The organism is Variovorax sp. J31P179 (assembly GCF_030316985.1).
GTDB lineage: Bacteria > Pseudomonadota > Gammaproteobacteria > Burkholderiales > Burkholderiaceae_C > Variovorax > Variovorax ginsengisoli_B.
On sequence record NZ_JASZYL010000003.1, the window covers coordinates 409122 to 429916 of the forward strand.

The window sequence follows — 20795 nt, forward strand, 5'->3', positions numbered from 1 at the left end:
GAGGAATGATCCGCTTCGCCATTGCACCGTCAGGCGCGGGATGACTGCGCCGTCGCGAGACCGCGTCTCCTCCAGGCGAAAGGCGCTGGTGGTCTGCACGCACTTGCGCCCGAGTCGCGACAAGCGGCGATCCAACTACTACATGCAGCCGATCACGGGCCTTCACATCGGCTCGCTGATCGACCCCGGACGCTTTGACGTCCGGCTGCACCACGAAGACTGGCACGGCCCCTTCGAGCCTCGCGACTGCGGTGGCTACGACATCGTCTTCCTCACCGGCCTGCAACCCGACTTCGACCGGATGCGCCAGCTCGCCTACTTCTTTCGCTCGGCCGGCGCCATCGTCGTCGGGGGCGGCAGCATCTGCAGCAACTTTCCGGAGTTCGCGACACGTTTCTTCGACGTCGTGTGCGCCGGTGGCGTCGACACCGTTCCGGAGGTCGTTGAGGGCTTCCTGCGCGGCTCGCTCAAGCCGATCTATCGCTCCGCAGCGGCGAAGATCTCTTCGTACCGGGTGGACTACGGCCTCTTCCTGCGCAGCGGCATCAGCCCGATGCTCCACCTCATCGAATCGTCGCGTGGCTGCAGCTTCAAGTGCAGCTTCTGCGTGATGCCGAACGAGGTCGGCGCCCATGCGACCTACAGCCTCGATCACTTCGCGGATGCGCTCGAGAGCACGCTGGCGGCGAGCGCGCGCTGGAGCTTCAGGCGCTGGTACCCGCTGGTCATGCTGCTCGACAACAACTTCTCCGACGATGCCGCGCACATGCTGCGCGTGGCGAAGCTGCTCGGCTCGCATCCGAAGGTGCGCGGCTGGGCGGCCCTCGTGACGCAGAACATCCTGCACGATCGCGAACTCATCGTGCACCTTGCCAGGTCGAATTGCATCCTGCTCTTTGCTGGCGTCGAGTCGCTCGACCGCGAGATGCTCGCCCGCTACAACAAGAAGCAGAACCTCGGCCGGCGCTACAACGTCATCGAGGACATCGCCTTTGCCGAGTCGCAGGGCATCGCGATCTGCTACGGCTACATGTTCGACCAGCGCCACCAGACCGCGGCCGAGATGGAGCGGCAGATCGACGCCCTCGCGCGCAACCCTCTGATGCCGATGCCGGTGTACCTGAGTCTGGTCGCGCCGCTGGCTGGCACCGCGAGCTTCTGGGATGACCTGCGCATGGGGCATCTCGCGCCGAACCTGCGCCTGCGCGACCTCGATGGCGAGACCATCGGCCACAAGCAACTGGCCGACGACCGGGACGCGGTCGTGGACTTCATCGAGCGAATGTTCAGGCGACCGTGGACGGTGGTGTCGCGCATGCGCATCCTGGTGAAGACGCTGCGCCGCATCGTGCGCGCGGGGTCGTTCAATCCCGTGCGGTGGTACGTGATCGCGTCGGCCAACTTCCATTGCTTCATCTGGTCGAGCGCCACGCCGACCCGGCCGCGTACGTATCTTGCGGGCACGGACATGCTCGATCCACAGTACTTCGAGCGGCCGGACGATCTCACGGAAGAGGACCGGGTGCGCTATTTCGACCCGGTGGTCCTGACGGACGCGCAGGGCGGTCCCGTGGAGTGGCTCAAGCCGTATGTGCCCACCAACGTTCGGCACACCGTGCATCCCATCGTGGCGGACGTGGAAGGAGCGACGCGATGACCTACCTGGAGGCCCGGGACCAAGCCCAACTGGCGGAACTTGATCGCAGCATCACGAAATTCATCAAGCGGCGGAACGCGTATCCCTCGCCGGAGAAGCGAAGGACGGTGATCTTCTTCCCGGCTGGCTGCGGCTCGGAACTGAAGCGTTCACCCCTCGAATATTCGGGGGGAACGGTCCCGGACCCATGGCATTTCAAGACCGTCTGGCTCAACTTCCACACCCTCGTCGGCGGCGCCTTGCTTCTAAGGATGAAGCGCGATGCAGATGGTCGATGGGTCGACGCGGATAACCACATCGTGATCGCAGGCGGATCGATCGAGGTGTTCGGCTACACGCCGTACGACTCGTTTGCCAGATGGTGCGCGCGGCGCGGCATCGATGTCTTCTTCTACGGGTACGACTGGCGGCGGCCGATTCCGGAAGTCTGCGAGTTCTTTGCGACGAAGTTTCTGTCCCATTTCCAATATCGGGTTCTGCACGAGTGCAAGGTGGACCCACTCGACAATGTGACACTGATCGCGCATTGCCTGGGCGGCATGCTGGTCAACTGGATCCTGCACGAGCACATCGATGTGCTCCCGAAGCTGGACAAGGCGATCACAGTCGCCACGCCGTTCTATGGCTATGCCGGCCAGATCGGTCGGTGGTTCGTCGGCGAACCATTGCTCAATCATCTGGGCAAGGATGCGATGGTTCGCGTCATCTCCTCGTTCCCGGCCCTGTACGCCGTCAACCCGCTGGAAACGGCGATCTATCGCGCGAACAAAGAAGCCTTCAAGAACGACGCCTATCCACTTCCCGCCTATCCAGCCATCGATTCAAAGTCGCATGAAGAGGTGGATCCTTACCTCCCGGTCGAGACCTCGTCCAAATTCCGGTATCCGCGCAGGAAGATCACGGGCTTCTGCCGAAAGGAACTTGGAGTGGCCAGGGAGGTGGCCCAGAGGTTGACCGAGCCGTTGGACGAGGCACTGTCGTCGAGGTTCTACAACATCCGGGGCATTCTTCCGGCGAACCAGACTGATACCAACTTCACATGGGACTGGATCGCCCGTGACTTCGATCCAGAGAAGGACAAGTCCCCGATCCACCTGGGCCGGCGTTTCCCTGGGGACGATACGCAGCCAGGCTGGACGACGAGGTTGCTTCGAGCGAACACGGCGGAACAGGATCGCTGCGTCACCGACGTGGAGGCCATCGACACGGAACACTTGTTCATCATGGTCAGCCGAGGGGTGCTCGAGCGACTGGCGGAGCTCCTGGGCGCGCCACCCCACATAAAGGGCGACGACGAGCCCGACTATCCACAGCAGGTCGCTTCGACAGACCGCGCGATGGCCATGATTGCGTTGCTGAACGGCCGCTTCAGGGCGCGTCGCGCGGATCCGATGTCGATAGCTGTCAAGGAAATCGAGGACTACGTGCATTCGGTGGGATACACCCCCCTCGCGCTCATCGAGATCGGGCGCCGGATCCTGGTCGACCTGCAGAAGCCCCCAGCTGCATCCCGTGAATCGAAAGGAAAGCGATGAACTACGAGACCAATCGCGACCTCGAGCAGCTCAGGATGCTCGACCACCTGATCGATGATTTCGTCGACCGCTACTTTCTGATCGGCGGGCCCGCCAACGGCCAGCGGCACACCGTGTTCCTCTTCCCGGGCGGCCTCGGAAGCCAGCTCAAGCGCGCCACCAAGCCCTATGTGCAAGGCGGACCGTCGAACCAGACCTTTGCCTACGAGAGGAAGTGGCTCGACATCTGGAGCATGATGGGCACCGTGCTGGAAGTCGAGATGGTCAAGGTGGGCGGCAAGCATCGTGACAAGGGAAACCGCTTCGTCCTCGCGGATGGGCCGGTCAAGATCGCAGGCCGCACGCCCTACGACGGCTTCACAGCCTGGTGCGAGGCGAAAAAGATCGACTACTTCGTCTTCGGCTGGGATTGGCGCCGTACCACCAACGACATCGGCAAGTTCTTCGTCAAGAAGTTCCTGCCGTATTTCCAGGAGCGGGTGAAGGACGAATGCAACAACGCCGACGTGCTGCAGGACTACTCGCTCGTCGGGCACAGCGCCGGCGGCATGATCGTCAACTGGATCCTGCGCAAGCACGACACGCCGGCCCTGAGGGCGGCAGTGACCGTGGCCACCCCGTTCTACGGCTATGGCGGCCAGATCCATCGCTTCTTCGAAGGCGAGCCGCTGCTGGCGCTGCTCGACCAGAAAAAGGTTCGCAAGGTACTGACGTCGATGCCGGCGCTCTACGCCTTTCAGTTCCTCGACGCCAAGAAGACCTTTGCGAAGTACGGGGCGGCGCTGGCCGCCGATCCGAACTTTCCGTTGGCGGCATATCCCAGCACCGACATGAACACGGGGGATGTCGCCGATCCCTACTACCCGCTGACCAACGGCGCCTTGCATCGCTATCCCACTCCGAGCCAGACGGGGTTCGACCTCGCGGAAGTGAAGAAGGCGAGGAAGCTCGTCCAGCTTCTCGCCTCGGACCTCGACCCCCTGATCGCGGGCAAGTTCTTCAACATCCGTTGCGTGAGCGGGCCGCAGAACACCCTCGGCAGCACCACCTGGCAATGGGTGCCACCGATCGCACCGAGTCCCATCGGAAACGTAGCCCAGGTGCCGGGAGACGACACGCAACCCGCATGGACCGCGCGACACATCGGGCTGGCCGCTTCGAACCCTGCCAACGTGATGACGCTGGCCGGCTTCAACCTCGGACACCTCCTCACCATGAGCCAGCCGCAGACCATCGCCGCCGTTGCGACCGCGCTCAACCTCTAGGGGACTGCCATGGCCAAGAGAATCTCCCCGACAGACATTGAAGTCGTCAGTTCCGCCGAGACGCTGAGGTTCGTCAGGGATCTTCAGAAGGATTTCGCCAACAAGGCCCGGACACCCAAGCTCAGGAGGCGGATGCGCGAAAGACTGGCGAAAGCGGGCGACGAGAAGCTGGTCGGTATCGGGTTCCGGATTCTCGCGGACCTGCTGCGGCCGCCGCAGGAGGAGCCGCGCCGCCGGAAAACCAAGCCATCCAAGCCATGAGTGCCGGACCGGAACCCGCCTGGGCGACCGACGGCATCGCGCCGATGGAGCGGCCGGGCTGGGCGAGCCGTCTCTTCATGCGCGTGGTCGCGTTGGCCGAATCCCTCAATCGGCGGCAGGCGATCCTGGGCAATCGCCGCATCTTCGATACGACGGATTTTCCATGGGCTGCCGAACTCGAGCGGGACTGGCGATCGGTGCGAGCCGAACTCGACGTCGTGATGGCGCGCAAGCGCGAGCTGCCGAACGTCCAGGACATCAGCGTCGATGCGGCATCGATCAACGACGACGATCGCTGGAAGGTCTTCGTCTTCACGGCCTATGGCGTCCGTTCCCCGCGCAATTGCGCTCGGTGCCCCGAGACCTGGCGGCTGGTGCAACGTATCCCGGGCCTGCAGACGGCGATGTTCTCGGTGTTCGAGCCCGGCAAGCACACGCCGCCGCATCGCGGGCCATACAACGGCGTACTCCGGCTGCACCTCGGGCTTGTCGTTCCCGAGCCGCGCGAGCGCAGCGCGATCCGGATCGATCAGGCGCTGCAGCACTGGGAAGAGGGCCGGACGCTGATCTTCGACGACGCCTACGAGCACGAAGCCTGGAACCACACGGCGCAATCGCGGGTCGTGCTGTTCGTGGATTTCGTCAAGCCGCTGCGTTTCCCCGCCCGGGCGCTGAATGCCCTGCTGCTCAGGCTCGCGGTGTTCACGCCGTTCCTGCGCGAGGGCGAGGCGAATCTCAGGCGCTGGGAGGAACGCTTCTATCGATAGGCCGGTGCCGCCCGCTGTCGACGAAGCGGCGATGGTGGCGATGCGGCAGATTGTCGAATCGCATCAGCATCGGGAAGTCGGCGGTGTCGAAGTCCGGGTCGAAGCCGGGCGGACCCAGCACCTCGGCGCCGCATCGAAGGTAGCCCTTGATCAACGGCGGCAGCGCGGCATCGATGGCATCGCACGAGGCCGGCAAGGTCGCAGGATGAAGCGGCACCGCGCGCCGCTCGACCGGTGCGAGATGGTGCAGGGACACATGGCGCCAGACGCTGGCGGCGCGGTGCCCGCCATCCGAGGCCGACACGCTCGCGCAACCGAAAGCGATGTCGAGGCGGTGGCGAACCATGAAGTCGCCCAGGGCGGCCCACAACGACAGGATCGTCCCGCCGGTCCGCCATGCCGGATCCACGCACGATCGGCCCAGTTCGGCCATGCGCCTGCGCAAGGGCCGCAACCGTGCCAGGTCGAACTCGGTTTCGCTGTAGTACCCGCCAGCGCGCAGCGCGGCTTCCGGGGTGAGGACGCGGTAAGTGCCGACGACGCGCGGCGGGGCACCGTCGTTCGCCGCGTGCGCGCGAATCAGCAGATGGGCGCAGAAGTCGTCGAAGCGGTCGATGTCGTGGCCTTCGAGCGTGGCGCGTCCCGGCGCCAGGCGCGCGCCCATCTCTCCGGCAAAGATCCTGAAACGCAAACGCTGCGCCTCGCGAACCTCGTCGACGCTCGTCGCCCAGGTTGCCGCCAGCTTGACCCCGGCGCGTCCGGTTGAAATGCGATCGACGGTCTCACGCATGTTGGCCTCCGAATCTTCATGATCGAATCAGCGCTGCGTAGGCGGCAAGATTGACTGCGGCAAGCAGGAGCGCCAGGGAAGCTTGAGCGCCGCGCGGCAATCCATTCGCATGAACCAGGCGCCCGACATGGTGGTCGATGAACCCCCCCTCATAGGTCGACTCTCCGGCCGCGCGCCGAATCTTGAGTTCGAGCAGCGTCAACGGGCATGCCCATCCGGTGACGCCCACCGTCACCGACCAGGCCAGCAGCGGCAGATGGACCCAGGCCAGGCGGGGCCAGAGCCATGCGAATGCACAACCAGTCAACGCGAATGCCGTGACCAGTCCGTGGACCACCAGTACGACGTCCGCGAAGATGGTTTTTGGCATTTGCGACGTTCTAACGGATTCAGGCATTTTTGACCAATCCGCGGCGCGATACAGGACATCGCCTCTGCCGCTACAGTCATGGTCCACCCGCGTACGACCCCATCACCTTCGGACAAAGCATGAGCGCAGACCCGGTTGACTGGACCCAGAACGCCCAGGTGGGCGCCATGGCCTACCTTCTTCATACCCTGCTGCAGGAAGCCGAGCGGCAGAACCGCGGCTTCATCGACAAGGTCATCGAGGGCGCCGTCGACGACCACAAGGGCATCCCCGCGGGTACCCCCAACAAGCCCTTCGTCGACGCCGTCTTCGCCGAGACCCTCCAGATCCTCAGGCGATCGCAGGCCTCGACCCAACTCCCCGAACTGCCCGAACTGCCCCCGGCGCCGCGGCCGCGCGAGCTCGGCGCGCCGGCGCCGGTCAGCGACGACTGGCTGCAGTGGATCGCCGAGAACCGCCTGCGCGAATGCACGCCCGACTCGATGCTCTCGACGATGACGGCCGCCGGAATCGATGCGGTGCAATCGAAGGCGGCCATCGCCCGGATCGAGACCGATCCGGCCTTTCGCGCCGCCCGCCGCATGCAGAAGGTCGAGCGCAAGCTCGAATCTGTGGTCGCGAACCTGCAGAAGCTCTGGGCGTCGTCGCCACGCTACGGCGTGGTCGAGAAGCGCAAGTCGCCGTCGCGCGACGAGTTCGTCGAGCGCTACGTGCGGGGCTGCCGTCCGGTGGTCCTGACCGACGTCACCAAGGACTGGGGCGCCATGAAGCGCTGGTCGCCCGAGGACCTGAAGCGGCGTTTCGGCCATCTGGACGTCGAGATCCAGGACGGCCGCGATGCCGATCCGAACTACGAGGAGAACAAGCTCGCGCATCGCAAGATCGTGCAGCTGGGTCCGTTCGTCGACCGGGTGCTCGCCGGAGGGCCGACCAACGACTACTACCTGACGGCCAACAACGAGGCCTTGCGCAGCCCCGGGTTTGCGCCGCTGCTGGAAGACATCGGCCGCCTGCCGCCCGCCTGCGACCGCTCGCAGCTCGGCCACCGCTCGTCGTTCTGGTTCGGGCCGGCCGGCACCACGACGCCCTTGCACCACGACACCCTGATGCTGTTCCACACGCAGGTGGTCGGACGCAAGCGCTGGCGCCTCGTGTCGCCCCTGGAGACCCCGAAGGTCTACAACTACAACGGCGTCTTCAGCCCGGTCGACGTCGACAACCCGGACCTCGCCCGCTATCCGCTCTTCGGCGAGGTGACGGTGCTGGACGTGATCGTGGAGCCCGGCGAGACGATGTTCCTGCCGCTCGCCTGGTGGCACCAGGTGCTGTCGATGGACATCAGCCTGTCCTTCTCATACTCCAACCTCGACCTGCCGAACGATTTCGTCTACCAGAACCCCGACATCGGGAATTGGTAACAATCGAGCGTCGGCGAGCGGAAAAACGATGCCGCCGCGCCACGCCACGCCCCTGGTTTGAATCCTAATTTCTGACCGGAACTGGTATCAGTCAGTAATCTTCGGTAAAGTCTATTTATGCACCTCCTGCGACAACCAGGGAGGGACTTCCGGGGCGGCATGCCGTTCTCTCGTTCGCCTGTCGTGCATGAACCTGCCTGCGCGGCGCCTTGCGGACTGCGGGATCGGGCCAGTGCCGCCGCGGCTGCTCCCGAGGCCCTTTGCACCGATCCGGGCGATCTCGTCGCGCGTGCCTATGCGCTGCTCGAGCAAGAGGCGCAAGCCTGGCAGCAACGACAGCGGGCCGACCTGTTGCCGGGGGGTGGACGTTGATTTGCCCCTCGTGCGCTTTCGCCAATTCCGAGAGTGCGCGCTTTTGCGGCGGCTGCGGGGTGCTTCTGGACTTCGCCGTCCAGCGCGCCGATGGCGAGCGGCGCCAGATCACGGTGCTGACCTGCGACGTCGTCGGATCGACCGCGCTATCGCAGACGCTCGACCCCGAAGACCTGCATGAAATGCTGGGCGACTTCCAGCGGGTCTGCCAGGAGACGGCCGAACGGTACGACGGCTACATCTCCCAGTTCCTGGGCGATGGCGTCCAGATCTATTTCGGCTTTCCACGGGCGCACGAGGACGACGCCCGACGGGCCGTCAGCTGCGGCCTCGAAATCCTCCAGGGCACCGAGCAGCTGAACCAGGCCTCGGCGCGGCCTTCGGGCGCCAGGCTGAGGATCCGGGTCGGTGCCGACACCGGGCGCGTCGTGGTCAGTCCGGTCGGCACCGGTGCCCGGCGCGAGAACATCGCGATGGGCGACGCGCCCAACATCGCATCGCGGGTGCAGGCGCTCGCGGAGCCCGACACGCTGTGGGTCACCGAAGCCACCTGGCGCATCGCCCACGAGCATTTCCAGGGTGAGCCGCGGGGCGAATTCGAGCTCAAGGGCGTGGCTTCGGCGGTCCGCCTCTGGCGCGTGACACGCGCCGACGGCGTCGTCCCGGGCCTGGAGCGGGTCGACCTGCTGACCCTCTACGTCGGCCGGGCGCACGAGCATGCGCTCTTGGCGGCGCACTGGACGGCGGCGCGATCCGGTGCGGCGCGCTTCGTCACCGTGCGCGGCGAGCCGGGGATCGGCAAGTCGCGGCTGGTCGCCGAGTTCAGGGGCCAGGTGGCGAGCGCGGACACCACCGTGCTCGCCGTGCGCTGCACCCAGTTCGCGAAGAACAGCGCGTTCCTGCCGGTCATCGAACTGCTGGAGCGCGTGCTGGGCCTGGTCGGTGCCACCGAGCCGCAGGAGCGCCTCGGCCGCATCGACCAGCAGTTGGCGGCACTGGGGATCAGGGCCCCCGATGCGGCACCGCTGCTGGCGGCGCTGCTGTCGATACCGGTCGCCGAGCGCTATCCCTCCGTGGAGCTGTCGCCCACTCGCCGCCGCGTGCGCACCATCGAGACGCTGGTCGCCATCATCGAGGCCATCGCATCGCGCAACCCGACCATCCTGGTGGCGGAGGACCTGCATTGGGCCGATCCGTCCACGCTCGAAGTGCTCGAAGCGCTGGTGTCGCGCGCGCGCCGGTTGCCGCTGCTCGGTCTCTTCACGGCCCGGCCCGAGTTCGACGCGGCATGGCCGGACGACGAGGCGACGCCGCTGGTCGAGGTGTCGCGCCTCGACCATGCCGAGGTCGAGGCGGTGGTTCGCCATGTCGCCCACGGCAAGCCGGTGCCGGGCGACGTGATCCGCGAGATCACCCAGCGCTGCGACGGCGTGCCGCTGTTCATCGAGGAGGTGGCGCGGGCGGTGATCGAGGCGGGCGTGCTGCAGGAGAACGAATATTCCTGGGCGCTCACGGGCGCGCTGCCGTCGGACCTGATCCCGGCCAGCGTCGACGCGTCTCTGATGGCGCGCATCGACCGGCTCGGCGAAGCGCGCGGCACCGCGCAGCTCGCGGCCACGATCGGGCGCGAGTTCACCTACGCGCAGCTGCGCGCCGTCAGCGAGCGCAGCGACAAGGACCTGGCGGACGACCTCCAGCGCATCCTGTCCGCGGGCCTGGCCTGGCAGGTGTCCGCCGCTGCCCCGACCACCTTCGTCTTCAAGCACGCGCTGGTCCAGACGGCGGCCTACGAGTCGCTGCTGCGCTCGACGCGCCAGCGCTTCCACGAACGGATCGCACGGGTGCTGCTGTCCGATTTCGGCGGCGAAGTGGCGCTGCGCCCGGAGATCGTCGCGCGCCACCTGTCGGGTGCCGGCCATCACGCGGAAAGCAGCGACCACTGGTTCGCCGCCGGGCAACGGGCGCTGACGCGCATGGCCATCCCCGAGGCGCATGGGCACTTCACGCGGGCGCTCGAAGGCCTGGCCAAGCTGCCGACCTCGGACGAGGTGCTGACCAAGGAGCTCGAGCTCCAGATCGCGATCGCGCCGACGCTGATGACGCTCTATGGCTGGGCCTCGCCGACGGTGGCGCTGGCGTGCGAGCGGGCGCGCAGCCTGAGCCATCTGCTGCAGCGGCCCGACCGGCTCTATGAGCCGATCTGGGGGCTGTGGACGAATCTCTTCGTCGGTGGCCAGCTGGACCGGGCGCTCGACACGGCGAACGAGGCGCTGTCGATGGCGCTGGCCAGCGGCGTCCCGATGCTGGAGGTGACCGGCCGCCATGCGGTCGCCTACACGCACTACTACCGCGGGGAGTGGGCCGAGTGCATCGCGCATGCGCAAGCCGGCATCGCGCTCTACGCGCTGGAGCAGGAGCGCACGCTCACCAACACCTTCCAGATCAGCTCCACGGTCAACATGGTCGCCGGACTCGCCAGCAGCCTGTGGATGATGGGCCACCAGGACCAGGGTCTGGCGGAGCTCGACCACATGATCGCGATGGCGCGCGACCTGGACCACCCGTCGGCATTGAGCAATGCACTCGGCGTCGCCTGCTACATGTTGACCTTCCACCACGACCCGCAGCGCATGCTCGGCCACGCCTCGGAGGTCAAGAGCTTCGCCCGCGCGGAAGGGTGGGAGCTCTGGTATGCCGTCGGCGTCATGAGCAGCGGGTGGGCCCGCCTGCGCCTCGGCGACCGCAGCGACGGCCTGAGGGAACTGTTCGAAGGCGTGGCGCTGTTCCGGGCCACGCGCTCCGACCTCATGGGGCCGACGGTGGCCGTGATCCATGCCGAAGGCCTGCGGGCGGCCGGCCGCGACGACGAGGCGCTCGAGATGCTCGCGGCCACGGCCGAGACGGCCCGCCGCGGCCATGTCGGCGTGCTGCTGCCGGACGTCTTCCGGCTGATGGGCGAGATCCACCTGCAGGCCGGCGCGCTGCCGCAGGCGGAGGCGGCCTTCGACCAGGCCCTGGCGACCGCCCGGGCCCAGCAGGCCTTGTCGCTCGAACTGCGCGCCGCGATGTCGCGCCAGGCGCTGCTCGCGCGCACCGGCCGCGCGGCCGAGGGTCTGGCGCTCGTCAGGCGCTGCTACGAGCGATTCAGCGACAGCTTCGATCAACCCGAGTTGCGCGCCGCCCGCGCCTTGCTCGAAGGCGGCGGGCGCTAGATGAAGCCGGCACCGGCCCCGGTGGCGTTCGACGCTTTGCGCCCGGAGGTGGAGGCCGGCACGCCGCTCGATGTCTGGTGGCAGGTCTCGCCGGCCCATCCGAGCCATAGCTTGGTGGTCGAGCGGCGCGTCAATGGGGTGCAGCGGCCCTCGCTGCGGGCCTGGCCCGATGGCCGCCAGGCCGACGCCGGCGCCCAGCGCTTCCGGGCCCAGCTGCCGCCCTGCGAAGCCGGCGACCGGGTGGACTACGCACCGATCCTCTATCGGGCCGCCCAGGTGGTGGCCGAACTCCCGGTCCGCAGCGTGCTCGGCGTGCCGGCCGCCGCCCCGGCCGGCGCCGCGCCGCCTGCGCCGCTGCCGGCCACGGGCACCATCCCGCGCTACGACTGGGGCACGGACTTCCTGGGTGCTTTCACGGTCCAGCTGGCGAAGCCGCCGGAGTCCTTCGGGCCGGCGCCCGATGGGCTGCACATCACCTTCTACATCGCCTCGGGCGAGATCCACGGGCCGAAGATCAACGCCCGGATCCGCGGCGAGGGCGGCGACTGGATGCTGGTGCGCCGCGACGGCGTGGGCGTCGCCGACGTCCGCATCACCTACGAGACCGACGACGGTGCGCTGCTGCTGTCGCGCTACTACGGCATCTTCGACCTCGGGCCGGACGGCTACGAGCGCGCGCTGCGCAACGACTACGACCCGCTGCCGCCGCTGGTGCTGGCGCCGCAGTTCGTCACTTCGCACCCCGATTGGCTGTGGCTGAACCGGCTGCAGTGCATCGCGGTCGGCCGGGTGACGATGGCCGACCTGCTGGTTCGGTTCGATCTTTATGCGATTCGAGTCGGGCAGCCGCTGCCGTCCTCGGGGCTGCCGCGCGCCCCCGAGGGTGGCCGCGGCGCTTCCTGAGCGGAACGGGTTATCGAGGTCAAACACACAAAAGAGGAGTTGAGATGGCGGACAACAACCAGCAGGTTCCATGGACCGACGAGCAGTGGGCGCGGGTGCGCAAGGTGATCCAGGAGGAGGCGGCGAGGGCGCGGGTTGCGGCCAACTTCCTGCCCCTGGTGGGGCCCTTGCCGGCCAGCACCGACTACGTGGCGAACGACACGATCAGCTACGGGAGCGGGGAGGGGGCGAGGCTCCAGATCCAGGACAGGACGACCATCCAGCTGCCGACGCTGCAGGTGCGGGTGTTCCTGCGCGGCGCGCAGATGGCGGACCCCGACATGGACAGCGCGCTGCAGCTCTTCCGGCGGGCGGCCAACATGCTGGCGCGGCTGGAGGACAGCGTGGTGTTCACCGGGCTGGCAAAGGAGAGCGCGCGGCCCTGGAACGCGCCTCCGGTGGCGCAGGTGCTTGGCGGCGAGTACACCAGGGGCCTGGTGCAGGCCAATGGCGACCGGTCGCGCGACGTTGAGCGAGACCCTTCGGAAAGCCTGGGCAACCGTCTGGTGACTGCCGTGTCCGCCTGCATTGGCGATCTCGAGGCGGCGGCTCATTTCGGCCCCTTTGCCGTCGTCTTCGGCCATGATTTCTTCACCGCGGTGCAGTCGCCCGACAAGTCATCGCTGGTGCTGCCGCAGGACCGCATCATTCCGTTCCTCGGCGGCGGGCCGTTGCTGCGCTCGTCCACGCTGCCCAAGGACGCCGGCGTGGTGGTTGCGCTGGGCGCGGCGCCGGTCGAACTGGTCGTTGCGACCGACGTGTCGCTCAATTTCCTCCAGGTCACGGCGGATCCGCAATTCGTCTTCCGGGTCTACGAGAAGCTGGTCCTGCGGATCAAGGAGGAAGCGGCCATCAAGGTCATCAGGGTCAAGGGAGACAAGACCCCCTACAAACCGGGAGAGGTCGGCGAGAAGCCGAAGGATTCGGACACCAACAAGACCTCCTGAGATGAAGCCTGCAAGGGTCGTCATCCTCGGCGGTGGCGTGGCGGGCATGAGCGCCGCCCATGAGCTGATCGAGCGCGGCTTCGAGGTGGTCGTGCTCGAGCGCCGCGACATCGCCGGCGGCAAGGCGCGCAGCATCCCGGTGAGCGACAACGAGGACGGCGGCGCCGGCCACGAACTGGCCGACCGCGGCGTCGCCGCCATCGAACACCAGCTGCCGGGCGAGCATGGCTTTCGCTTCTTTCCGGGCTTCTACAAGCACGTGGTCGACACCATGCGGCGCATCCCGTCCTTCGACGGCCGGCCGGTGGCGGACCATCTGGTGGCGACCACGCGGGTCGGCTTCACGCAGTACGACCAGCCGGCCTTCGAGGTGCCGGCCAACTTTCCGCAGACACCCGGCGACGCCGGCACGGTGCTGCGCGACATCCTGCTCGCCTTCGGTCCGGTGACCGGTCTCACGCCCGACGACCTGGCCTTCTTCGGCTCCCGGATCTGGCAGATCCTGACATCGTGCGAGCAGCGCCGGCTCGACGAGTACGAGAGCATCAGCTGGTGGGATTTCATCGGCGCCGAAGGGCGCTCGCCGGCCTACCAGAAGTTCCTCGGCGACGGCATCACGCGCTCGCTGGTGGCGGCCAAGGCGCGGCGGGCCAGCGCGCGCACCATCGGCGACATCTTCGCGCAGCTGATGCTGACGATCGTCAATCCGACCGGCGGCTCGACCGACCGGGTGCTCGACGGCCCGACCAACCTGATCTGGATCGATCCGTGGCTGAGCTGGCTGCAGGCGCGCGGCGTGCAGTACCACTTCAATGCCGAGGTCGAGCAGATCCTGTGCGCCGGCGACAAGGTGAGCGGCATCGTGGTGATGGAGCAAGGGGTGCGCACCGTGGTGCAGGGCGATCACTACATCGCCGCCGTGCCGCTCGAGCGCATGGCGGTGCTGGTCAACGACGACCTGCTGGCTGCCGACCCGTCGCTGGCCAACTTGGGCACGCTGGCACCCAATGTCGAATGGATGAACGGCGTGCAGTACTACCTGTACCGCGACGTGCCCGAGGTGCATGGGCACGTGATCCACATCGACTCCGAATGGGCCCTGACCAGCATCTCGCAGTTTCCTTTCTGGCGCAGCGTGGTGCCGACGATGCTGGCCTGCGGCGAGGTCAAGGACATCATCTCGGTCGATGTCTCCGACTGGACCGCGCCGGGCCCGGACGGGCGGCCGGCGATGCAGTGCTCGCGCGACGAGGTCGCGCGCGAGACCTGGCGGCAACTCAAGCGCTCGCTCAACGCCACGCAGGAAATCCTGCGCGACGAGGACCTGCATTCCTGGTTCCTCGACTCCGACACCGCGCCCGATCCCACCCGTCCCGGCTTCCTCGCGAACGCCGAGCCGTTGCTGGTGAACCTGGTCAATACCTGGGCGTTGCGGCCCGAGGCGGCAACCGCTGTGTCGAACCTGTTCCTGGCGTCCGACTACGTGCGCACGCACACCGACCTGGCGACGATGGAGGGGGCCAACGAGGCGGCGCGGCGGGCGGTGAACGCGCTGCTCGACGCAGCGGCATTCGCCGGCCCGCGCTGCGAGGTCTGGCCGCTGCAGGAAGTCGAGGTGCTGACGCCCTGGCGGCTGCACGACGCGGCGCGCCACCGGGCCGGCCAGCCGTGGGACCCTTCGCTGACCCAGGTGGCGCTGCAGGCGCTGGGCGCGGCATCGCCGCTGCTCGACCAGGTGCGCCCGCTGATGGCGGCGATCAGCCCCTATGCGTCGCCGGTGGCCGATGCGCTGGATGCGATGGACCAGGCGATCGACGGTGCCGGCACCGGGCTCGGTGCCGATCCCGCGGTGCGCCATGGCTCCGCCTACGTGCCGACGCCCCTGGACAACGTGCTGCGGGTCACCGATCGCGTGCCCGGCATCGGCGGCGTCACGGGGCCGGGCGGCTTCGTCGAACGGATGGCGTGGTACCGCGGCATGGTCACCCAGACGCTCGAGTCCGGCGTGCCCGACTGGGAGCCGCAGACCCACCTCTACGCACTGGTGAAGGACTTCATGTCGCGCTCGGGCAAGGGCTTGCGGCCCGCCCTGTGCCTGGCGACGACGCGCGCGCTAGGCGGTCGGGTCGAGCACGCGCTGCCCGCCGCGGCCGGCATCGAGATGCTGCACAACGCCTTCCTGGTCCACGACGACATCGAGGACGGCAGCGAGTTCCGGCGCGGCGTGCCCACCATGCACCGCCGCGCCGGCATTCCGCTGGCCGTGAACACGGGCGACGCGATGAACGCGCTGGCCATGCGGCTGGTGCGCCGCAGCGGCGAGTTCCTTGGGCCGGCCGGCGCGCTGCGCATCCTCGACGAGATCGACCACATGCTGATGGAGACGCTCGAAGGCCAGGCGATGGAACTGGGCTGGGTGCGCGACAACGACCTCTCCGTCGGCACCGACGACTACCTGCGTCTGGCATTGAAGAAGACGGCCTGGTACAGCTTCATCCATCCGTTGCGGATCGGCGCGCTGGTGGCCGACCCCGAGGACCCGGATCTCGGCCGCTTCGATCGTTTCGGCTATCTGCTGGGCCTGGCCTTCCAGATCACGGACGACGTGCTCAACCTGAGCGGCGACGAGGCGCGCTATGGCAAGGAGATCGACGGCGACCTGTGGGAGGGCAAGCGCACGCTGGTGCTGACGCATGCGCTGTCCCACGCGAGCCGGGCCGAACGCGACTGGATGGGCAACTTCCTGTCGCGTCCGCGCGAACGCCGGCTGCCGCGCGAAGTGTTCCGCATGCACGACATCGTGGCGGGCACCGGCAGCATCGACTGGGCGCGTCAATCGGCGCTGGCGCTGGCCGACGCGGCGGCCAAGGAGTTCGATCTGTCGGCCTTCGCAGGGGTTGCTCCAAGCCCGGACCTGGACTGGCTGCGGGCCAGCGTGGGCTACCTGGTGCAGCGCGACTCCTAGCGCGGCGGCCCTGCGGCGCTCATTCCCGGCTCATTCTTGGCGCCTAGAGTGCGTGCAAGCCCTCCGTGGCGCCGCGTCGGCGTGCACGGGGCAGGGCCTGAAGGAGAGTTGCATGCATGCTTTGATCAAGGGTCTCGCCGTGGGCGTCTTCGGCGCCATCGCCACGCTCGGCGCGCTCAGCGCCAACGCCCAGTCGGATGGATCGGACTACCACCCGCTGCAGATGAACTCGCCCGCCAAACCGGAGGTCGACGCCGACGCGATCGCAGCATCGCATGCACAGGGCACCGAGGCCATCGGCCAGTCGACCGCCGCGCCGATGGTGAACTCGCAGGGCGTGTCGCGCGAAGCGGTCTACCGTGAAGCCGTCGCGGCCTCGCATGGGACCGGCACCGAGGCGATCGGCCAGTCGACCGGCATGGCCGGCATCACCGGCGGCGTCCCGCACTGAAGGCCGGGCTCAGAGGGCTTCGGCGAGCGCATCGACGGCGCCGAAGTCCGCCGGCGCGAGCAGCACCGCCACTTCGGGCCGCAGCGCGTAACGCGCCAGGGCCTTGGCCTCGATGAGGCCGAAGTTCGCCTGGCAGGCGGAGATCAGGCTGGCTTCATTCGTCTCGGCGCCGAAGCGCTCGCACAGGGCGCGTTCCGAGATGCGGGCGATGATGCGAGGTCCATCAAAACCATCAGGATAGATCGCGAACCTGACGGTGCCCGAATCGGGGCAATGGATCGCTTCGCAGTTCATCGGGGGCTCCTTGTCGTTTGCTGCATATTGGACGCGAGCGCGACGAAAGAAAGTCCCGGCGAACTTCGCCTTGCGAAGACGGAAGGCGCCTACAACGCGAGCAGGTCAGCGCAGGGTGCCGTTCAGGTAGGGCTCGGGGTCGACCGCCACGCCCTGCTTGCGGATCTCGAAGTGCAGTTTCACGCGATCGGCGTCGCTGTTGCCGATCTCCGCGATCTTCTGGCCCTGGCGCACCACGTCTTTCTCCTTGACCAGGATGGTCTTGGCGTTGGCGTAGGCGGTCAGGAAGGTGTCGTTGTGCTGGACGATGACCATGTTGCCGTAGCCCCGCAGTTCGCCGCCCACGTACACGACCCGGCCGTCGGCCGCGGCGACCACCGGGTCGCCCAGGTTGCCCGCGATGTCCATGCCCTTGTTGCGGGTGCCGTCGAAGCCGGACAGGGTGCGCCCGGGCGCCGGGCGGATGAAGATGGCCTGCGGCTTCGGCGCCGGCGGCGTCGCGGCGGGCGGCGCCGCCTGGCCCGAGGGCGGCAACGGGTAGAAGGGCGGGCTCGTGCTCTGCGGCGGGGTCGAACAGGCCGTCAAGGCGGCGATCGCGGCGACGCCGGCCGCGATGGCGGTGGCGCGAGAAAGTGAATTCTGGATGTGCATGGCTTGGATGGAACGTGATCGCGGCGAAGGGTTCCCTGGCGCGTGGCCGGACCGCAGTTTTAGCATGCGGCGGCCGGGGCAGGTGAGACCATGCGTTGCAGCAGCGGCTGGCGCGCCAGGACCGCTGCGCGCGGGCCGGCGTCGACCACCTTGCCGGCCTCCATGAGCACCACCGTGTCGAAGCGCTCCAGCAGGCTGAGGCGGTGGATCGACGCGATCATGCAGGCGTCGGGAAAGGCGGCCGCGATGCGTTCGAGCACCCTCGCTTCTGTGGCCGCGTCCAGCGCGCTGGTCGGTTCGTCGAGCAGCAGCAGGGAACTGCCCCGGGCCGCCAGCACGCCGCGCGCAAGGCACAGGCGCTGGCGCTGGCCGCCCGACAGGTTGAAGCCGCGCTCCGACAGCGGCGTGTCGAGGTCGCCGTGCGTGGCCTGCAGCACCTCGTCGAAGGTGCTGGCGTGCATCGCCGCGCGCAGCGCGTCGTCGCTCGCCGGCTGGCCGAAGCCGAGGTTCTCGCGCACGCTGGCCTCGAACACCTCGGTCTCTTGCGGGATCAGCGTCGCCAGGCTGCGCAGCCGCGGCCATGGCTGCGGCTGGCCGTCGATCGCCAGCGTGCCCTGCTGCGGCGCATAGAGGCCGGCCAGCACCCGCAGCAGCGTGCTCTTGCCGCCGCCGCTCGGGCCGACCAGCGCGATGCGCTGGCCGCGGCCGAGTGCCAGCGAGACGTCGTGCAGCCCGCTGCGCGCGGGCTCTGCCGTGGCCGCCGGCGTGCCGCGCGGGTCGTAGCGCCAGACCAGGTGCTCGACCGCGATCGTGCGCCAGGCGGCATCGCTGTCGATGGCTTCCTCGGCCAGGTCCCGCACCCGCGAGGGCGCCTGCCAGATCGGTGCGGCACTGGTGTAGTCGGTGTGCATGCGGGCGAAGAACTGGAAGTTGGCGGCCATCGAGGAGACCACGCTCGCGGCCTGCTGGGCGTACTGGTAGATCATGAACACCCCGCCCAGCAGCACCGCCTGGCCCGGCGCCCGCGACTGCCAGACGTAGACCACCACCAGCCCCCAGGTCAGCGCCAGGCCGAGGATGTCGACCGCGAACCACTTGCCTTCGTTGAGCACCACGGTGCGCTTCAGCGGCACCGAGATCGCGGCCATGCGCCGGCCCAGCAGCAGGCGCGATGCGGCCGACAGGCGCAGGCCGATCACGGTCGAGGCGTTGCCGAGGAAGTCGAGCAGGGCGGCCACGTAGCGGCGGTCGGCGTCGTTCTCGGCGCGGGCCAGCCGCATCAGCGCCTGGTCGAAACGCAGCACCAGGATGGCGATCACCACGTAGCCGGTGATGGCGATCGCGCCGCTGGCGCGCGACAACAGGGTCAGGGCCACCAGCGGCCCGATGAAGTTGACGATGTTCGTGAGGTAGACGAACTGGTTCTGCGCGAAGTCCGACAGGGCCTTGCTGGCCTGGTGCACGCGGTGCTGCATCTCGCCCGAATGGTGGCCGTCCTGCCAGGCCAGCGGGGCGGCGGCGATCCGGGCATAGAGCGTGTCGGCCAGGCGTTCGCGCACCCGCAGGCCGACGTTGCGTTCGAGGATCCGGCCCGGCCCGTGCACCAGCCAGGAGGCGACGTAGACCGCCGTGAGCGCCCCGATCCAGCGGCCGGAGCCGGCGAAGTCGCCGGTCTGCAGCGCGTTGATGGCTTGGGCCGCCAGCCAGGGCATCGTGAGCCGCAGCAGCTGCGAGCCGGTCAGCAGCGCGGTCGCGGCCAGCAGTTGCGGCCGGGCGCCTTCGGCGTAGTGCCAGAGCGCACCGTAGAGGGCGCGAATGGCATTGCCGGGGGCGTTGTCGCTCATCCGCCGGCGCCTCGCACTACTTCATCGGGATCGGCGTTGCCCGATCGATGGCCACCGCGGTGACGCTGTTCTTCGGCGAGCCATCGACCAGCAGGTCGGAATAGGTCAGGTAGACCAGCGTGTTGCGCTTGCTGTCGACCAGCCGCACCACGCGCAGCCGCTTGAACAGGATCGACAGCCGCTCGCTGTAGACCTCCTCGCGCTTGGGCAGCGGCTGCGTCACGCTTACCGGGCCCACCTGCCGGCAGGCGATCGAGGCCTCGGACTTGTCCTCGGCCAGGCCGAGCGCGCCGGAGACGCCACCGGTCTTGGCGCGCGAGACATAGCAGGTCACGCCGTTGACCTTGGGGTCGTCGTAGGCCTCGACCACGATCTTGTGGTCGGGGCCGATGAGTTTGAAGGCGGTGTCGACCTCGCCCACCGGCTCGGCCGGAGCGCGCGCCGCCGCCGTCATCGCCAGGCCGAGCAGCAGGGCCGGCATCCAGCCGCGGCGCGTCGTCATGCGATGTCCACCGTGTGGACGCGATCGAAGCTGCCCCGGCGGCGGTCCTCGAAGTAGCGCTGAAGCGCCTCGCGCACGGTGCGGAAGGCGATCTCCTCCCACGGGATCTCTTCTTCGGTGAAGAGCCGGGCCTCGATGGTCTCGTGGCCCGGGTCGAAGCGCTCGCTCAGCAGCCGCGCCCGATAGAACAGGTGGACCTGGCCGACCCGCACCACGCTCATCACGGCGAACAGGCCCTCCATCTCGTACTCGGCGCCGGCTTCTTCGTCGGTCTCGCGCGCCGCCCCCTGTTCGGTGGTCTCGCCGAGTTCCATGAAGCCGGCCGGCAGGGTCCACTTGCCCCAGCGCGGCTCGATGTTGCGCTTGCACAGCAGCACCCGATCGCCGAGGACCGGGATCGTGCCGACCACGTTGAGCGGGTTCTCGTAGTGGACCGTGCTGCAGGCCGGGCAGATCGCGCGCTCCTTGGTGTCGCCATCGTCCGGCAGACGGTAGACGACGGCGGTGCCGCAGTTCTTGCAGTGCTTGATGGGGACGCGCAGGATCATGGGC

The 20795-nt window shown here is 68.0% G+C and carries 18 protein-coding genes; 11 read left to right on the forward strand and 7 right to left on the reverse strand.

The window, feature by feature from the left end; translation table 11 throughout:
• Positions 1 to 40 precede the first annotated feature (40 nt).
• From QTI17_RS10135 to QTI17_RS10155, 5 genes are read left to right on the forward strand one after another with little or no spacing between them, the layout of a single operon-like run.
• Positions 41 to 1657, forward strand: coding sequence for a B12-binding domain-containing radical SAM protein (locus QTI17_RS10135; protein WP_286532871.1), 1617 nt, complete (start codon positions 41 to 43; stop codon positions 1655 to 1657).
• Positions 1654 to 3192, forward strand: coding sequence for an alpha/beta hydrolase family protein (locus QTI17_RS10140; protein ID WP_286532873.1), 1539 nt, complete (start codon positions 1654 to 1656; stop codon positions 3190 to 3192). Before QTI17_RS10135 ends, QTI17_RS10140 begins: the two co-directional genes overlap by 4 nt.
• Positions 3189 to 4457: a lipase family protein gene (locus QTI17_RS10145; protein WP_286532874.1), complete on the forward strand. Its 1269-nt coding sequence runs from the start codon at positions 3189 to 3191 to the stop codon at positions 4455 to 4457. Before QTI17_RS10140 ends, QTI17_RS10145 begins: the two co-directional genes overlap by 4 nt.
• Positions 4458 to 4466: 9 nt before the next feature.
• Positions 4467 to 4718 carry a hypothetical protein gene (locus QTI17_RS10150; RefSeq protein WP_286532875.1) on the forward strand — a complete coding sequence of 84 codons (252 nt, stop codon included), beginning with the start codon at positions 4467 to 4469 and terminating at the stop codon, positions 4716 to 4718.
• On the forward strand, positions 4715 to 5485 hold the full coding sequence (locus QTI17_RS10155; RefSeq protein ID WP_286532876.1) for an aspartyl/asparaginyl beta-hydroxylase domain-containing protein: 771 nt from the start codon (positions 4715 to 4717) through the stop codon (positions 5483 to 5485). The genes QTI17_RS10150 and QTI17_RS10155 overlap by 4 nt, the downstream gene beginning before the upstream one ends.
• Here QTI17_RS10155 and QTI17_RS10160 read toward each other — a convergent pair.
• Complete coding sequence (locus tag QTI17_RS10160) at positions 5454 to 6275, reverse strand: GNAT family N-acetyltransferase (protein WP_286532877.1); 822 nt, start codon at positions 6273 to 6275, stop codon at positions 5454 to 5456. The two genes, QTI17_RS10155 and QTI17_RS10160, sit on opposite strands and share 32 nt — an antisense overlap.
• A gap of 16 nt (positions 6276 to 6291) precedes the next feature.
• Positions 6292 to 6645 carry a DUF2784 domain-containing protein gene (locus QTI17_RS10165; protein WP_286532878.1) on the reverse strand — a complete coding sequence of 118 codons (354 nt, stop codon included), beginning with the start codon at positions 6643 to 6645 and terminating at the stop codon, positions 6292 to 6294.
• Positions 6646 to 6764: 119 nt separating this feature from the next.
• Between QTI17_RS10165 and QTI17_RS10170 the strand changes: the two genes are divergently transcribed.
• The 6 genes from QTI17_RS10170 (at position 6765) to QTI17_RS10195 (ending at position 16952) form a co-directional block, all read left to right on the forward strand.
• Positions 6765 to 8063, forward strand: a complete 1299-nt coding sequence (locus QTI17_RS10170; RefSeq protein ID WP_286532879.1) for a cupin-like domain-containing protein — start codon at positions 6765 to 6767, stop codon at positions 8061 to 8063.
• Positions 8064 to 8494: 431 nt separating this feature from the next.
• The gene (locus tag QTI17_RS10175; protein WP_286532880.1) at positions 8495 to 11647 is read left to right on the forward strand and encodes an AAA family ATPase; all 3153 of its coding nucleotides are present in this window, start codon (positions 8495 to 8497) and stop codon (positions 11645 to 11647) included.
• Positions 11648 to 12550: a DUF3237 domain-containing protein gene (locus QTI17_RS10180; RefSeq protein ID WP_286532881.1), complete on the forward strand. Its 903-nt coding sequence runs from the start codon at positions 11648 to 11650 to the stop codon at positions 12548 to 12550. It abuts the gene before it with no gap.
• Between the two features lie 44 nt (positions 12551 to 12594).
• A complete protein-coding gene (locus QTI17_RS10185) occupies positions 12595 to 13536 on the forward strand; it encodes an encapsulin (protein ID WP_286532882.1) in 942 nt (313 codons plus the stop codon).
• A 1-nt stretch (position 13537) separates the two neighbouring features.
• Positions 13538 to 16501, forward strand: a complete 2964-nt coding sequence (locus tag QTI17_RS10190; protein WP_286532883.1) for an FAD-dependent oxidoreductase — start codon at positions 13538 to 13540, stop codon at positions 16499 to 16501.
• Positions 16502 to 16613: 112 nt separating this feature from the next.
• Positions 16614 to 16952, forward strand: a complete 339-nt coding sequence (locus QTI17_RS10195) for a hypothetical protein (protein WP_286524294.1) — start codon at positions 16614 to 16616, stop codon at positions 16950 to 16952.
• A gap of 9 nt (positions 16953 to 16961) precedes the next feature.
• Here QTI17_RS10195 and QTI17_RS10200 read toward each other — a convergent pair whose 3' ends face one another.
• The 5 genes from QTI17_RS10200 to QTI17_RS10220 all read right to left on the reverse strand — a co-directional run bounded on the left by QTI17_RS10200 (position 16962) and on the right by QTI17_RS10220 (position 20791).
• Positions 16962 to 17246: a hypothetical protein gene (locus QTI17_RS10200; protein ID WP_286532884.1), complete on the reverse strand. Its 285-nt coding sequence runs from the start codon at positions 17244 to 17246 to the stop codon at positions 16962 to 16964.
• Positions 17247 to 17351: 105 nt separating this feature from the next.
• Positions 17352 to 17897, reverse strand: coding sequence for a murein hydrolase activator EnvC family protein (locus tag QTI17_RS10205; RefSeq protein WP_286532885.1), 546 nt, complete (start codon positions 17895 to 17897; stop codon positions 17352 to 17354).
• A gap of 59 nt (positions 17898 to 17956) precedes the next feature.
• Complete coding sequence (locus QTI17_RS10210; protein WP_286532886.1) at positions 17957 to 19741, reverse strand: ABC transporter ATP-binding protein; 1785 nt, start codon at positions 19739 to 19741, stop codon at positions 17957 to 17959.
• A gap of 16 nt (positions 19742 to 19757) precedes the next feature.
• Positions 19758 to 20222: a CreA family protein gene (locus tag QTI17_RS10215; RefSeq protein WP_286533112.1), complete on the reverse strand. Its 465-nt coding sequence runs from the start codon at positions 20220 to 20222 to the stop codon at positions 19758 to 19760.
• 17 nt (positions 20223 to 20239) lie between these two features.
• Positions 20240 to 20791: an NUDIX hydrolase gene (locus QTI17_RS10220; RefSeq protein ID WP_286524285.1), complete on the reverse strand. Its 552-nt coding sequence runs from the start codon at positions 20789 to 20791 to the stop codon at positions 20240 to 20242.
• Between the last annotated feature and the right edge of the window lie 4 nt (positions 20792 to 20795).